This window comes from Stieleria mannarensis, assembly GCF_014154935.1.
GTDB classification, from domain to species: domain Bacteria; phylum Planctomycetota; class Planctomycetia; order Pirellulales; family Pirellulaceae; genus Stieleria; species Stieleria mannarensis.
In genome coordinates, this window is the sequence record NZ_JACEHH010000073.1 from 1 (window position 1) to 14,760 (window position 14,760).

The 14,760-nt window shown below is 59.5% G+C and carries 11 protein-coding genes; 6 read left to right on the forward strand and 5 right to left on the reverse strand.

Annotation, left to right across the window (positions count from 1 at the left end):
* Positions 1–202 precede the first annotated feature (202 nt).
* Positions 203–1,252 (reverse strand): hypothetical protein, encoded by a 1,050-nt coding sequence (locus tag H1B37_RS30090; RefSeq protein ID WP_182870992.1) that lies wholly within the window; start codon positions 1,250–1,252, stop codon positions 203–205.
* Between the two features lie 477 nt (positions 1,253–1,729).
* On the opposite strand from H1B37_RS30090, the gene H1B37_RS30095 reads away from it, so the two are divergent.
* Positions 1,730–4,162, forward strand: coding sequence for a hypothetical protein (locus tag H1B37_RS30095; protein ID WP_220498447.1), 2,433 nt, complete (start codon positions 1,730–1,732; stop codon positions 4,160–4,162).
* A gap of 54 nt (positions 4,163–4,216) precedes the next feature.
* On the opposite strand, the gene H1B37_RS30100 is transcribed toward H1B37_RS30095, so the two are convergent.
* From H1B37_RS30100 to H1B37_RS30110, 3 genes are all read right to left on the reverse strand, one after another.
* The gene (locus H1B37_RS30100) at positions 4,217–4,672 is read right to left on the reverse strand and encodes a CBS domain-containing protein (RefSeq protein ID WP_182870994.1); all 456 of its coding nucleotides are present in this window, start codon (positions 4,670–4,672) and stop codon (positions 4,217–4,219) included.
* Between the two features lie 48 nt (positions 4,673–4,720).
* Complete coding sequence (locus tag H1B37_RS30105) at positions 4,721–5,209, reverse strand: hemerythrin domain-containing protein (protein ID WP_182870995.1); 489 nt, start codon at positions 5,207–5,209, stop codon at positions 4,721–4,723.
* 147 nt (positions 5,210–5,356) lie between these two features.
* Positions 5,357–5,797 carry a hypothetical protein gene (locus H1B37_RS30110; protein ID WP_286178369.1) on the reverse strand — a complete coding sequence of 147 codons (441 nt, stop codon included), beginning with the start codon at positions 5,795–5,797 and terminating at the stop codon, positions 5,357–5,359.
* Between the two features lie 250 nt (positions 5,798–6,047).
* Between H1B37_RS30110 and H1B37_RS30115 the strand changes: the two genes are divergently transcribed.
* A complete protein-coding gene (locus H1B37_RS30115; protein WP_182870996.1) occupies positions 6,048–8,981 on the forward strand; it encodes a translocation/assembly module TamB domain-containing protein in 2,934 nt (977 codons plus the stop codon).
* A 99-nt stretch (positions 8,982–9,080) separates the two neighbouring features.
* The gene (locus H1B37_RS30120; protein WP_182870997.1) at positions 9,081–10,106 is read left to right on the forward strand and encodes a polysaccharide biosynthesis/export family protein; all 1,026 of its coding nucleotides are present in this window, start codon (positions 9,081–9,083) and stop codon (positions 10,104–10,106) included.
* Positions 10,107–10,264: 158 nt separating this feature from the next.
* On the opposite strand, the gene H1B37_RS30125 is transcribed toward H1B37_RS30120, so the two are convergent.
* A complete protein-coding gene (locus H1B37_RS30125) occupies positions 10,265–10,456 on the reverse strand; it encodes a hypothetical protein (protein WP_182870998.1) in 192 nt (63 codons plus the stop codon).
* Between the two features lie 315 nt (positions 10,457–10,771).
* Here H1B37_RS30125 and H1B37_RS30130 point away from each other — a divergent pair, with 315 nt between their 5' ends.
* The 3 genes from H1B37_RS30130 to H1B37_RS30140 all read left to right on the forward strand — a co-directional run bounded on the left by H1B37_RS30130 (position 10,772) and on the right by H1B37_RS30140 (position 14,436).
* On the forward strand, positions 10,772–11,233 hold the full coding sequence (locus H1B37_RS30130) for an ATP-dependent zinc protease family protein (protein ID WP_182870999.1): 462 nt from the start codon (positions 10,772–10,774) through the stop codon (positions 11,231–11,233).
* 72 nt (positions 11,234–11,305) lie between these two features.
* Positions 11,306–12,553, forward strand: a complete 1,248-nt coding sequence (locus tag H1B37_RS30135) for a RimK family alpha-L-glutamate ligase (RefSeq protein WP_182871000.1) — start codon at positions 11,306–11,308, stop codon at positions 12,551–12,553.
* Positions 12,554–12,606: 53 nt separating this feature from the next.
* The gene (locus H1B37_RS30140) at positions 12,607–14,436 is read left to right on the forward strand and encodes a cation:proton antiporter (RefSeq protein ID WP_182871001.1); all 1,830 of its coding nucleotides are present in this window, start codon (positions 12,607–12,609) and stop codon (positions 14,434–14,436) included.
* The last annotated feature ends 324 nt before the right edge of the window (positions 14,437–14,760 follow it).

The following is a 14,760-nucleotide window of genomic DNA, read 5'->3' on the forward strand; positions in this document are numbered from 1 at the left end:
GGACACCCGCAGCACCCACTCAGCCGAAACGGCTGAGTGTAGAACCGCTGTCCTCAGCTGTTTCCGGTGGCCGCGTAGCGGACACCCGCAGCACCTTCTCAGCCGAAACGGCTGAGCGAGAACAATTGAAACAATGGTTCTACACTCACTGTCCTCTGCTATTCTCTCTAGCCGCAAAGCAAAAGTGAACAATACAACGAGATCAGAAATGAATCTCAGTCTCGAACTCGGCATGAAACGACAGCTCTTGGTCGTTAAATTCCTTGGACGACATGCCGACGCGACCGCGGATCATTTTTCCGTCGATGTCCACGTCAACCGCGGGTCCGCGATTCACGCTCAACGACGAATTGTCGATCCAGACATTCATTGACATCAGTGAACCGTCGGGGGTCAGCGTCAACGTAACGTTCGGGCCGGTGGGGAAAAAGAACGCGTTCTCCGCATCGTCTTTCAATTGCGTTTCCAATTCGCTTTTTTCTTCGGCCGACACTTCCTGGGCACTCAAGACCAACACGATGCACGGCTGATCGAAAAACACTCCGTTGTAGGCGAATGCATGATTGAGCCCGCTGGACTTGTCACCCAATTTCATCATGCCGATGTCTCCGTCCCCTGTGTCACGGAAGTCAATCCCCAGATCGTCGAGGGACGGTTCCGGCGGAGGCCCCATTGCCAGGTGCAGTTTCCATCCGCCGTCGATCTTTCGGAATTCGACCGGTTGCTTTCCCATTTCGGTCGCCAGCTTTCCGGTTGCCGCGTCGCCGTCAATCTTGACGTCGGTCACGTCTCCGATGCTCGCAAAGGGATTGGATGAATCGGTGTCGTGCTTTGCGATCCAAGCGGCGAGATCAGCGACGAACGCCGGCAGGTCGTCGACCAGGCGATTCACGTCAGGCTCCTCGCCAATGCCCGGTCCTTCGTCCGACATCGATGCTTCATCCAATCCATGCCGCTCCATCAAGGCCTTGAGTTCTTTCCCCTTCGCTTCGTCCTCCATCGTCATAAAGCTCGCCTGCATCACCATTCCCGTCACGATCATCTCTTGAGATTCGGGAGTGATCATCTCGATCGCGGATTTCCAGTCGTTGTTCTTCGCAGCTTCCGCAAAGGCTTTTGTCACCGCGTCAGGCGTCTCAAACGTGGCCTGCTGTGCTTCAGGGGTTTGGGAAGTTGCGTTCTCCGATCCGCTCTTGCTGCAGCCGATCGTCAGCATCAAGCCGGTGACAACCAGAAGTGTTTGGCGGTGCATGGCAGATTCCTGTTTTTGGGGGAACAGTAAAACGTGAGCGTGGTCGCGGCCCCGACCTATCAGTATGCCCGGCCCCCCGCACTTCAGGGCGCAATTTGCTCGGCATTTCTCGGCGACAACGCCTGGACCAGTGTTCAGCACGGGTGTACCAAAGGGGTCGGGGGTGAATGGCACAGGCATAATCGCTGGTGTCTAGCCGTTGGGCGATTCCCGGACGCTGCTTCGCAGCGACAGTGGGCGGCTAAAGCCTGAACACCAGCGATTGCCGCGTTCCGTTTGACCTAAGCCCGTGCCATTCGCTCCTGAGCCTTTTTCTCATCCAGGCGGCAGCCGGAAAGCCCGTTTTTCGTTGACGCACCGTGGCGAAGTCGTCGGCGTCACGGCGTCAGGGGCATCACCGATCACCAGCTAAATCGATACAATCCGGTGTCAACGAAACAACCCGTCACGAAGTTCAGCGAGGACAAACACCTAGCGATGTCACGCCGAAAGAAGCCCAAGATTCCGAAGCGGCGTAAGCGCAATGTTCAGCGTCAAACGTCCGCTGTGAGCCCCGACCAGTTGCCTCCGATTCTGGCCCCCGATCAGCTATTGGCGAAGGGCTGTCCGCCGCATCTGATCGAGGAAATCATGGAGGCGCAGGTGGCAGCACACAACGGATCAATGCGGCCGATGGAAATAGCCTTTGCCAAGCTTCAAGAAGCCATCGCCGCGCCATCCGATTCGGCACATGCCGCAGAGCGCTGTTATCCGCTGTCAAGCCCTGCGGCGGCCGAGAAACTGTACGCGTTTCAGTCTGACGATGGAATGGACCCTGGCTACCAGCGCGCGGCGCGCCAGGCGTACGCGCTCGATACTACTTCGGTCGAAGCGCTCAGCACGATCGGGGACTTTGAAAATTCGAGTGTGAAAAAGCTAACGTGGTATCAGCTTGCCAGCGAGGCCGCGAAGAAGAAACCGCGGGACCTCGTCGCCGCCGAAATGCCACGCATGCGTCTGCACATGGGGCTCAATCTGATTCAGGCGGGCTACTTAACCGAAGCGGTCGACATCATGCAAGAAGGGTTCGTCGAATCTCCAAATGACGAAATCGGATTACGGTTCGTGATGGCCGACGTGTTGTTGCGGCTACAGCGGCATGACGAACTGCTGGACTTGGTTTCGATGTACGACGACCCGCCCGGTGGTATTTTGACGTTGGCCGGTGTGATCGCAACCTTTCAACGCGATGGCACCAGCCCAGAACTCGAACAGCGTCTACAGGAATCTCACGCGGCGTTCCCAAAAACAGCCCGCTATCTGGCAGGGCTAGACAACATGCCCCATTCCGGCGATCGACTGAACGAGTTCGAAATGCACGCCGCACACGTGGCCGAACACCTGCTACCAGGAGTGCATTCAAAAGCGGGAACGGCACGCTGGATCCGTGAAACGTTACAGCTATTGGCAGTCGACGATGCTGAAGACGGCCATGCGGACGAAGCCTCCGAGCAGGGTCTGCCAGAGTTTTCACCGAGATACGGTTCACTCGATGATGCGTTGGAACTGCCCGACGGAAAAGACACCTGGAAGTTTATCATCGAAAAACTTCGCGACGACCTTTTTATGGCAGCACTGGTCGACGAGGTGAGTGTGGTCGCCCTCACGCGATTTTCCTCGCAACCAAATTCTAAAACGCTACGCGCGTTCATACTGGAGTCCATCTGCGACCCAGATTCGGGGCAGCCCCGAAAACCGGCGACGTTGTGTTTGCCAACCAAAGCACTGGTCAAAACCTTGGAAAAAACGGTTGGAACCTACGGCGTGGCGTGCCGACAGGAGAAGCTATCGGCTGAAGAGCGTCAGATGATTCGATTGACCTTTTCCAAGCTGGCCGCTCAAGTCATCGACAGAGCTGTCATCTCAGAGTGCAGCGGCACTACACAAGACAGGCGGCACGATGACGGTGCGATTGCAGAAGCCGAGGCCGCCGTCGCGGATTCCCGCTGGAATGATTTGCCCAGGACTACTGAAACCTGGGTGATCGGTGTGTTTCGGCCTCCGTTGTGGGTGCAGGACGGCCCCACGCCCTATTGTCTCTATCAATTGCTGATCGTTGATCAGACCAGCGGACTGATCGCCGGGCAACGTAGCTGGCGTTCGAAGCCGTCGTCTTCAGCGACCCATTCCGCAATCGCCGAAGTGTGTCACAGCCCACTTACCGGACGACCAAGATTGCCGGGCAAGATTTTTGTCGACCCGGAATCTACGGAACTACTACAAGCTGCTGAACTAAACGGTATCCCCATCCTGCCAGGTGGCGAAGCGGTCAAGCATCAGTTTGATGAACTGATCCGCGACCTCATCCGCGGCTCGACTTCATTCTCTAATGCGCTCGAAGAGCAACCGGGGGTGTCCGCCGATTTCTTGGAAGGCTTGTTCAATAACTTGGCAGACTTCTATGCCGCAACCCCGTGGCACGTGACGGCAATCGACCACCTGATCGAACTTCGTGATCAAGCGTCGGGGCAAAGCTGGGGCGTGACCATCTTCGGCCAACTGGGAATCACATCCGGGCTATCGATGGTCGAGAACATCCAAGCGGCCAAGCGTTTCCGACAAACCGGCGGCAACGATGATGACGCCTGCGTCACCACGATCCAATTTGTCGAAGAATTTGACATGTCCGCACTCGATCACTGGTCAGTCCAACGACACGGCTGGAAGATCGTCGACGAAGAAGGTTTTCCTTTGATTGCCAAAATGGACGTAGGTGCTGAAACCCCAGTCTGCCCTGACCATGCAGAACTCTCGCGAATCAACGCCTTACTACCAGCACTGGTTCATTTCGTCGATCAACCGCGAGATTCAACCTATGACTTTACCGATGACAACGGCCGCCGGTACCACCTGGAGTGGGTGATCGATTAAACGCGGTTGTCGGATCGCATCTGCTCCGCGAACCATCGAGACCTGGGCAACGTGTCAACAAAACGCGCCGGCGATGTCCCAGGAGGACAGAAAACCGACCAGTTTGCCGTCTTCTTCGACAACCAGATGGTGACGGGAACAGGTCGAGAGTCGTTTGGCGGCGTCACAAAGCGGCGTTCCCGGCGACACCGTCTCCACCGACACACTCATGATCTCGCGGACCGGTTGTTGATCCAACTTGCGATGCGCCAGGTCGACCGCCCACAAGCAGTCTTCGTAGTGCGGATAGCCGCTGCGAAGTGCCGCGTTGGTCTCGCGAATCAAACGCACCAGATCGGTCGCCGTGACGATGCCCACGCACTTGTCACCGTCAACGACCGGTAACGCGTGCACCTGGTTTTTCTCCATGATCTCCAAGACCTTGCCGGTCGGCGTTTCGGACGAGACCGTTTTGACTTGGCCCTTCATCACGTCGGCCACCAACAGCCGACTCGTGGATTCAGAAATCATGTTTACGCTCCGCTAATGCACCCCGGTGGACCCTTGCAGGTTAGACGATCAGGATCCGCCGATCAAATCATCACCCTGCTCGCTCGCCCCCGGCATCAACATGCCCACGCGATCCGCTTCGCTGCGTTCATGCTGCTCCATTTCCTCAAAGAACACATCCACTTCGTCCATCGCGTCGGTCCAACTGGCAAACGGAGGATCCACCTCCTTGAGCCGTGCATGCAGTTCGTCCAACCGAGAGAGCAACAGTCGATGATCCGCACTGGTTTGTCGCTTGAACGCATTGACCTCCGGCGACGCCGCCGGATAAAGCTCGGCCAACTTGGCCAGCATCGCGTCCTCGCGATCAAAGTGCTCGGTCAAACAGTCGCGGAGCGGTTGCAACCGGGAAGCGGTTTCGCCGAAATGCGGCACCCCCAACTGATTGACCTCCGACATCCAGTCGCGGATCTCATCCACACACACGGCCAGTTTCCGGTCTTCGGTCCGCCAGTCTGCGAACAGATGACAAAGTTCGGAGGTCCCTTTGGTGTCCATCGCAATCTCCAACGTAGGTGCGCGTTTCCGCGCTCGGTGGAAAGCCCGAGAAGTTGCGTTTTATTGTACTGCAAAACCGATGCCGTCCACCGAAAACGAGCCAGCGGAAAACGGGTGATCCAGCCCCCCCGCGGCCCCCGTGTCAGCTCACTCGGTTTTGCGTTCACCGTCGCTTCGTAGCGACTTGTGGCATTCGACACAGCTGACCGTCAATTGATTGAACGCCAGCGTCGCCCCTTCGATATTCTGCTTTTCCGCCTGCCGCTCGATTTCCGCACTGACGCGACTGAACGTGTTCAAATGCAGCCGATAATCAGGGTTCCGGCGACGCACAAACCCCTCCACCCGGTTGAGCAACTTCAACCGACCGGCGTTGTATTTCACGTCCTCAAAGTCGCCCATCGCCAACCCTCGCAGAATCGCTTGAGAATGTTTCAACTTCTTCTCCATCCAAACACTCATCGTCTTGGCATCGGTCGGCTCAAGCTGAGTCTGAGAATCTGTCGTCTCGGTTGCCGCCGGAGGCTCAATTCCCCAGCCGACCAGCGGTGGCAATGCGATCAGAAGTACAATGGCGAGTCGTTTCATCGTCAAATCCTTTTGGCTGAAAGGGGCACATCGAGTTCGATTGACCACCGCTGTTCCAATGTGATAGCGCTGGCGAACAGAGCATTCCGAAGCGAGCAATCATCGTGCCGACCACAAAGTTCCGCTGCGATCCGTCACGCGGGCCGTCCACTGCAACTAAAATCGTGCCAAAACGCCTCAGCTGGGCGGATATGCACATTCCCGCCGGATTGCCCTAGCCAACGCGATCGCGATCGAGTATCCCGAAATCATGATCCGTCCCGCCACCCTGTTGATCCCGCTGCTGATCGCCGCACTCGCCGCGTCCCCTTCGCCGGCACAGAATCAGCCGGCACAGAATCAGCCGGCACAGACCACATATCGCTACTGGACCACCCATTGGTCGCTGGAAGACATCGCCGTGGGAGACTTGGCCAACAAGCTGCGCGCGATCGGCTTGGGGCTGCCCATCAAAGTCGACGGGCTGGCGACGGTCGAATTCGACGTCAGCGTCCCGCTCAATGCCCTCCGCACCGGCAAGGCCTATCGGATCGAAGGGTCGTTGACGATCCGCGACCTGGTCGCCGACCAAATCCGGTTCGATTTATTTCATGCCGAAGTGACGTATGCCGATGGCCGGTTGAACCTGGACGCGTTGCGCTGCATCGAGCAACTCGACGATTCCGGCCAGGCCGCTCCCGGCGGCGGACGGCTGACCGGTTCCGCATCGGCCGAACTGTTGCCACGTGGGGAGTTCAACGCCGAGGTCAAAACCGCCAACCTGCGTATCGGACCGATCGGAAAGCTGCTCTCGCGTTTCGGTTTCGTCGATGCCCGCGGTGTCGTCCAAGGCGCGGTCACCGCCACAGTCTCTGTCGCTGGCCAAGTCGACCAGCTCAGCCAGCCGGAACTGCTGACGATTCAAGGCGACTTGGCGGCGACCGGCCTGCGACGCACTCCCGCGATCGGGTTCAACCTGGCAGCCAAACAATTTAGTTGGAAAGAGCGTGAACTGCACCTGCCCGAGCTGCGGATCGAATCGACGGACCTTCCCGATTTCTTCGTCAACGCCGACGCCAGAGTCCGACTTGCCGAATCGACTGCCTTCAACGCCAACCTGGCGGCCAACGACGTCCCCTTGGACCAGCTGTTGGGGCTGGTGCTCGCCGACGCGGACTCGGTCGTACGGGGCAAGCTGGATGCGAAAGGCAGCGTCGTCGGCGAGATCGGACCGCAGACGACCGTCAAAACGCTGGACGTCAACCTGAGCGTCGCGTCACCTTCGGTCGCGATCGGCGGCGTGCAACTGGGCTTGTTGGAACACGACATCCGTCTGACACAAAATCACATCTCCCTGGCCGCCCGCACAGCGAATCAGGGGCAACCGGAATCCGCCCCGCCGCCCGAATTGATCCTTCAGTCGCTCGATGCGGATTTTGAAACGACGGCCCAAGCGGCACGTTTCAGCAATCTGGACGGCCGTCTGTTCGGTGGCACCGTGAGCGGAGCAGGTCAACTTGCGCGAGACCCTTCACTGGAACATCAATTGGACGTGCGTTGGCAGGACATCAACCCTGAATTCACGCTTCCGTTTGCCGCGTTTGCACCGACCGCTCAACTCGCGTTGCAGACCTCCGGCGATGTCCAATGGAGCGTCCCGGCGGACAAACTGATACAGCCCAGCGAACACCGCGGGCAACTTTCGATCCAGTTGCACGCGTTGAAGGTCGGTCAGGAAACGGTCGGCCGAGCCGACGTCCAGGTCCGCGTTGAACCCGAGTCGCTGGAACTGTCGGTCGATGGGACGCTGTTGGGCGGTACGATCTTGATCCAATCCGACGCGGGGCTGGAAACGACGACGCGTTGGGACCAGATTCCGGGGAAACTGCGTTTCCGCGAGTTCCAATTCCAGCGTCTTTCGCTGCGACGGCTGCTCAATCTGGCGACCGTCAATCGCCCCCGTTTTGACGGGCGAGTGGGGCTGGTCGTGACACCGATCGCTGGGCTGCCGACGACCCCGGCAACCGACGGGCCGAATGCAACGCTGGCGATCCGCTTGGACGGGCTGACGGCCGACGGGGTGTTGGTCGCCCGCACGCTGCGAATCGACGCCGAGCTGTCCGGCCAAACGCCGATCATCCGATCGCTCCGCGGCACCTATGCCGGCGGGCAATTGGAAGCCGAAGGCCGTTGGACGCTCGGAAACGGTGAAAAGCTGCTCACCGCCCGGCTCAGCCGCGCCGACGGCAGCAGGATCTTGCTGCCGATTGACGAACAAGCCGACCAGTGGGTCGGTGGTCGGGTCACCGGACGCGCGACGTTGACCGGTCGCGGGGACGGGCTGGTCGATTTCCTCCGCATTTCGGGTTCTCTCCGGGTCGAAAAAGGCACAACATTCGGCATGCCCGTCGGCGACGCCACCAGTCCGATGGACGTCACCGTTGACTTCACTCCGCTGACGTGGAAGGCACGTTTCCCCGCCATTCGTTCCACGTTGGCCGGCGGCCGGGTGAGCGGTCATCTGGCGTTTCGGTCTCCCGGAGCCAACGTGAACGGAGTCCACATGGACAGCAATTGGCGCATCAACCACGTCGATTTCGAATCCCTGCTGGACACCTATCTGGGCAGCAGCACGATCGGTCGCGGCGACCTGACGGGCGACTTTCGGCTGGAAGGACGAAACATCAAAGACGCGCGGGATCTGGAGGGCCAATTCCGCGTCCGGCTTGGCGGAACCGATGCGACCGCCGTCCCCGGACTCTCCTCGGCCGGGTCACTGCTCGGTGCCACCTCATTGGTCGGCGTTCGATTCGAACAGGGGGAAGCCGTCGGTCGCATCCGCAAAGGCAACTTGCTGTTGGAATCGGTCGCGATGACATCCGATCGCGTCCAAGTCACCGCCAGCGGCAAGGTCGGCCTACTCAGCCGCCGACTGGACATTGACACCGTGATCTCGACCGGGAACTTCCAAGGCCAAAACTTTCTGCTGCAACGACTCGGCACCGAAACACTGACCGAGATCGTTCCGATCGGAACGGTCAATCGAATCCTCAGCGATCGAACCATCGTGATCCAGATGGTCGGCCCGGCCCGTGATCCGGTGATCCGGCTGATGACCGGCGAGACGCTGCGAGCCAACGCCAGCCGTTTCGCCCGCCAACAGGCGCTCGGGTTGATCATTGCCGACTCACTGCTGATCGATTAGTGATCCCCCGACGTCTCAATTCGTACCGGGTGGTGAAACTGTAACGCCTGGTTCGTTTCTGTGATTCTGGTGCGCGCGGTCATGCCGATACGTTCGGATATGACTACCACGCGAAACCCCATCCCGCTGTTGTTGCACTTGGCCCTACTGCCGCTGCTGGCGGGATGCAGTGCGCTCGGGTTTTCGACCTACCCGGTCGCCCACGTGATGACCGACGACACCAAAGCGGTGTTGGAACAAACCCCCGGCAACCCGGACGTGGCACGTGAATTGGCCAAAGAGGTCCAAACGGCGCACTACCTGCAACCCGGCGACGAGTTGTTGATCGAAACGATCGACGCGGATGTCGATTTTCGACTGCCCGCCGATCAACGCGTCCTGGCCGACGGGACGATCGACCTGGCACGGTTTGGTCGCCTGGTCGTTGCCAGCAAGACGCTGGAACAAGCCGAAGCGGCCATCCAACGCCTGATCTACGAAGTCACCAATGAACCGACGCGTGTCAACGTCCGGTTGATCGATCCGATTCACCGCTACTACGTGATCGGGGAAGTCAATTCGCCGGGCGCCTATTCGCTGACCGGCCATGAAACCGTGTTGGATGCGATCATGGAAGCCGGTGGATTGACTCCGCGGGCCTCGGCGTGTGACCTGTTGCTGGCCCGCCCGACCCAGCCGGGGTCCTGTCGCGTCACGCTGCCGGTCTGTTATCGGGCGATCACACAGCTGGGCGATACAACGACCAACTACCACTTGAAACCGGGCGACCGGATCTTTGTCGCCCGCCAATCGCTCTGTGAAGAAATCACCGGGCCGCTGCTGGGCGGACGAACCTGTGACCGCTGCTGCAAACGACAAGTCGCCTGCTGTGACCCCCGCGTCGCCCTCACCGATCTGCCCAATTTCACCGCACCGATGATCGATTCGATCGCCCCGATGGATCCGCCCGGTGGACCGGATCCGGACGCTTTCGCCCCCGACCAACGGCTTCCCAGTGAGGACAGTTTTCGATCCGTGCCGCGAGAACAAGAGGCGGTCGAACCACTACGGCAGCCGACTGAACAGCCTGACGAATCGTCGCCACGCCTGGACGGTGAACTCGACTTCGGATCGCTGCAGGGCTAGTGGTCCGTCTTGAGTTCAGATTCAAATGAACGGTAGTGGACGACGCGAGGAGTCCTCTCAGCTGGCAACCCGAATGGACTCGTCGCCTCGTCCACTACCCCAAGGTAGCGCCGTTCGTACTGCGCTCTACGATCGGTTCGGCGGGGGGCGGCGAGCAACTATCGCGTTTCACGCACCGTGCGGCCGCTGGACGTTGCCGCAGAAGACGGCAAATCGCTAGCAACTCGCCCGCTATTTGAACGCTCCAACCAGTCGGCGGGAACCGTGAACAGCAAGCCGTGGACCGTCGAAATGACGATCTGGGAAGTTGAAGGACCGTTAGACGCCGCTTGCGGATTGATCGTGCTCATTTGTGATCTCGCTTCCGATGATGAGAAGAATCTGGTAATGGCTTATCGGCAATCGGAAAGCAACATTCATTCCAAACCTGAAATCAAGTCTGGAAATCGCCGTTCGCCGACCGTTCGCCGACCGTTCGCCGACCGTTCGCCGACCGTTCGCCGACCGTTTGCCGACCGATCAGACCCGCGGAGAGCGAGAATCTCCCAGCTTCACTTGCACTGGTGGCGTGATCCCGATGAAATGTGCGATAACGTCACGGTTAGGTTCATGCGGAACATTTTGAACCACTGGTGATCCTCCCCAACCTCTCGAACACAAACTAGATGACCGACAAACCCAGCCTGCCGATCATTGGTTGGCGTGAATGGATCGCCCTGCCCGAATTGGGCATCAAATTCATCAAAGCCAAAATCGATACCGGCGCCCGCTCCTCCTCGCTGCACGCGTTCGACATCGAGGTGTTCGAGCAAGACGGCGGACAATGGGCCCGATTCAAAGTCAATCCGGTCCAGCGCAACGAAACGTGGGAGATCGAATCGACCGCTCCGGTGATCGACATGCGATCGATCCGCAGTTCCAGTGGAGAATCGCAGGTCCGCCCGGTGGTCAAGACCGCGGTGAAACTGATGGGCCAACAATTCGACATCGAACTGACGTTGGCCGACCGCAACCAAATGGGTTTCCGAATGCTGCTCGGTCGCGAAGCATTCCGTCGCCGGTTTCTGATCGACCCCGGCAAGTCCTATCGTGGGGGCATCCCCAAGAAACGCAAACGCCACCCCTAGCGTGCCGGCGTTTGTTCACCTTGCGGTCGCCGTCGGCGTCAGCTCCCCCCCCACCCCGCCGGACTTGGTCCCATGAAACTCGGAATCCTTTCTTGCAGCCCCCGGGCCTACAGCACGCGTCGATTGCGTGAGGCGGCCGAACAACGCGGGCACAAGGTCAAGGTGCTCGACACGTTGAAATTCGCCATCGATTTGGAACGCGGCGCACCGGACCTGTATTTTCGCCGCAAACATCTCAGCGATTACGATGCGATCTTGCCGCGGATCGGCGCGTCGATCACGTATTACGGAACCGCGGTCGTCCGGCAGTTCGAACAGATGAACGTGTTTTCGGCCAACACGTCATCGGGGATCGCCAGTTCGCGCGACAAGCTGCGCAGCCTACAGATCCTCAGCCGCCACCAAATCGGAATCCCTCGCACCACGTTTGTGCGTGACAAACGGGACGTGTTGCCGGCCATCGAACGAGTCGGCGGGGCACCGGTGATCATCAAGCTGCTCGAAGGGACCCAGGGGATCGGCGTGCTGTTGGCCGAGACGATTCAGTCGGCCGAGACGATTGTTGAACTGTTGCAAAGTCAAAACCAGAACGTTTTGATTCAAAAATTCGTTGCCGAAAGCAAGGGCCGCGACATCCGCGCCTTTGTCGTCGGCGATCAAGTGATTGCGGCGATGCGGCGTGTCGCCCAGGGACACGAGTTCCGCAGCAACGTGCACCGCGGCGGCATCACCGAAGCGATCGAATTGAATGACGAGTATCGCAGCACGGCGTTGCGGGCGACCCAGATCATGGGGCTGCGAGTGGCCGGCGTGGACATGTTGGAAGGCCGCGACGGCCCTCAAATCATGGAAATCAATTCCTCGCCGGGCCTGGAAGGCATCGAGCGCTGCACCCAATTGGACATCGCCGGGGCGATCGTCGACCACATCGCGTCCCACGTCGACTTTCCCGAAATCGATCTGCGACAACGATTGACCGTCAGCCGCGGTTACGGGGTGACGGAGATCAGCATCCCCGAAGGAGCCGATATGGTCGGATCGACGATCGCCGGCAGCGGGTTGACGGACAATCACGTCAACGTGCTGACGCTCTACCGCGATGCCTCGGTGATCCCCAATCCCCGCGGCGACCGTGAACTTCAAGCCGGCGATCGTTTGCTATGCTTTGGCAAACTGGAAACCCTCCGACATCTGGTGCCCAAAAAGACACGTCGTCGGCGACGGCCGGCCGTCAAGGAATTGCCGGAATTGCCGGTGGCCAATCAGGTTCACGAAGATCACGAGGATCCGATCCCCGGTCCGATGCGAGAAGCGATCTGACGGACCGAACTGCACAACCGACCTGACGCCCCCCACGATTGCAAGCTCGGCCCATGGAATTCCTGCTGTACCTCGCGCTGATCCCCGCCCTGGCGGTGGCCGCCCAGTGGATCGCCTGGCGGACCAATCTGCCCGGCATCCTGCTACTGCTGTTGATCGGGGTGGCCGTCGGCGGCGGCCTGACCCGTCCGGACGATCTGCTGGCCGAATTGGTCAACGGTGATCCGACCACGACCGGCCCACGGCTGCTGTTTCCGCTGGTTTCGCTGGCGGTCGCCGTGATCATGCTCGAAGGCGGATTGTCGTTGAAGCTGAGCGACTTGCGCGAAGCCGGTTCGCCGGCGTTTCGACTGTGCACGCTCGGTGCCGCCATCACCGCGATCACGACAACGATCGCCGCCCACTTTTGCTTCGGATTCGGTTGGCGGCTCAGTGCGCTGTTGGGCGCCATCCTGGTCGTCACCGGCCCGACCGTCATCGGCCCGTTGCTGCAGCAAGTCAAACCCAGCCGCCGCGTTGCCAACACGCTGAAGTGGGAAGGGATCGTGATCGACCCGATCGGAGCGGTGCTGGCGGTTCTGGTGTTCGAAATACTGCTGTTGCACCCCGGCCAGGCCGACCTGGGCGAGGGCGCGATGCTGCTGGGATGGACAGTTTTGGTCGGCACGGTGCTGGGGGCGGCCGGTGGTCTGCTGTTGACCTACGGCATTCGTCGTTACCTGATTCCCGATCACCTGCACGGCGTGGTCACGCTGACCACGGCAATGTTGCTGTTTGCCGTCAGCGACCATTTCGCGCACGAATCCGGGCTGATCACGGTGACCGTGCTGGGAATCTGGCTGACCAACCAACACAACTTTGATATCGAACACATCGTCGAATTCCAGGAACACCTGCGGACGCTGTTGATCGGGTGCTTGTTCATCGTGCTGGGATCTCGCGTGGACATCAGCGCGGTCGGACAGGTCGGCTGGTCCGGTTTGTTGTTCGTCGTCGTGTTGATCGTGCTGGTCCGCCCGGCATCGGTATTTCTGTCGCTGCTTGGCAGCGGGCTGAACCTCCGCGAACAAGCTTTCATCGCGACGCTGGCCCCGCGTGGGATCGTCGCCGCGGCGGTCAGCAGTATCTTTGCACTGCGGATCGAACGGACCGCAAACATTAACGTAGCCGATGCCGACCAGTTGGCCATCATCACGTTCATCGTCATCGTCGGCACCGTCGCCGTGTATGGCCTGTTGGCCTCGCCGATCGCACGGGCGTTGGGACTGTCCGACCCCAATCGCAACGGCGTGCTGATCGCCGGCGCGGACGACTGGGTGATTCGCTTGGCGTTGGAACTGAAGAAAGTCGGCTGCCCGGTCGTCATGATCGACACCAACTATCGCAAGGTCACCAAGGCGAAGCTGGAGGGGCTGGAGGCGATCTGCGCGAACATCATGAACGAACACGCCCGCGAAGAATTGCCGCTGTCGGGAATCGGACATATGTTGGCCATGACCCCCAACGATGAAGTCAACAGTTTGGCCGTCCGCGAATGTCGATCGATCTTTGGACGGGCCAACACCTACCAACTGACCTTTAAATCAGAAAACCCTCGCGGGATGACACGGCACCTGATGGGCCGCGAACTGTTCCAGCCCGATCTGACCCACACACGCATCAACCAACTGTTCGCCGAAGGGTTCGAATTCAAAACCACTGCGATCAGCGATGAATTCACGTTCGGCGACTTCCAAGACCTGTACAGCGAGCAACACGTCTTGGCGGTCCTGACCGAGAAGAAAACGCTGGAGATTGTCACCGCCGATGAACCGGCCGACCCTGCCCCCGGAGACACCCTATTGGCGCTCGTCAACCCGACTCAGCCCGACCCGTCCACTTAGCAAGACCGAAAGCCTTGGCGGCTTCCGCTACGGCACGATTCCGTGCCGTTCGTTCCCGTCCTTTACGCGAATCCTTCGATCCTGCAATCGGCGCAACTGAACCAAACGATTCAACCGCCTGCACTGCGATCAATGCGCTCACGGTGATCACTCGCCTAATCTGAAAAGACGCCACCATCGTCAACGCTTCCGATTGACTCGTTCCGTTTCACCAATCAATTGGCAAGTCTGGCCGCGGCGATTCGATGACAACCATTGAATCGGGGGCGATTGACGTAAAACCGCGGGCTGCGAAACGCTCTCCGATGATTGCCCCTCGTTGGG

Bases quoted from the DNA above. Each gene is read 5' to 3' on its own strand.
- H1B37_RS30120 (WP_182870997.1), top strand. From the start codon at position 9,081: ATGACTACCACGCGAAACCCCATCCCGCTGTTGTTGCACTTGGCCCTA.
- H1B37_RS30105 (WP_182870995.1), bottom strand. From the start codon at position 5,209: ATGGACACCAAAGGGACCTCCGAACTTTGTCATCTGTTCGCAGACTGG.
- H1B37_RS30100 (WP_182870994.1), bottom strand. From the start codon at position 4,672: ATGATTTCTGAATCCACGAGTCGGCTGTTGGTGGCCGACGTGATGAAG.
- H1B37_RS30095 (WP_220498447.1), top strand. From the start codon at position 1,730: ATGTCACGCCGAAAGAAGCCCAAGATTCCGAAGCGGCGTAAGCGCAAT.
- H1B37_RS30090 (WP_182870992.1), bottom strand. From the start codon at position 1,252: ATGCACCGCCAAACACTTCTGGTTGTCACCGGCTTGATGCTGACGATC.
- H1B37_RS30130 (WP_182870999.1), top strand. From the start codon at position 10,772: ATGACCGACAAACCCAGCCTGCCGATCATTGGTTGGCGTGAATGGATC.
- H1B37_RS30115 (WP_182870996.1), top strand. From the start codon at position 6,048: ATGATCCGTCCCGCCACCCTGTTGATCCCGCTGCTGATCGCCGCACTC.
- H1B37_RS30110 (WP_286178369.1), bottom strand. From the start codon at position 5,797: ATGAAACGACTCGCCATTGTACTTCTGATCGCATTGCCACCGCTGGTC.
- H1B37_RS30125 (WP_182870998.1), bottom strand. From the start codon at position 10,456: ATGAGCACGATCAATCCGCAAGCGGCGTCTAACGGTCCTTCAACTTCC.
- H1B37_RS30135 (WP_182871000.1), top strand. From the start codon at position 11,306: ATGAAACTCGGAATCCTTTCTTGCAGCCCCCGGGCCTACAGCACGCGT.
- H1B37_RS30140 (WP_182871001.1), top strand. From the start codon at position 12,607: ATGGAATTCCTGCTGTACCTCGCGCTGATCCCCGCCCTGGCGGTGGCC.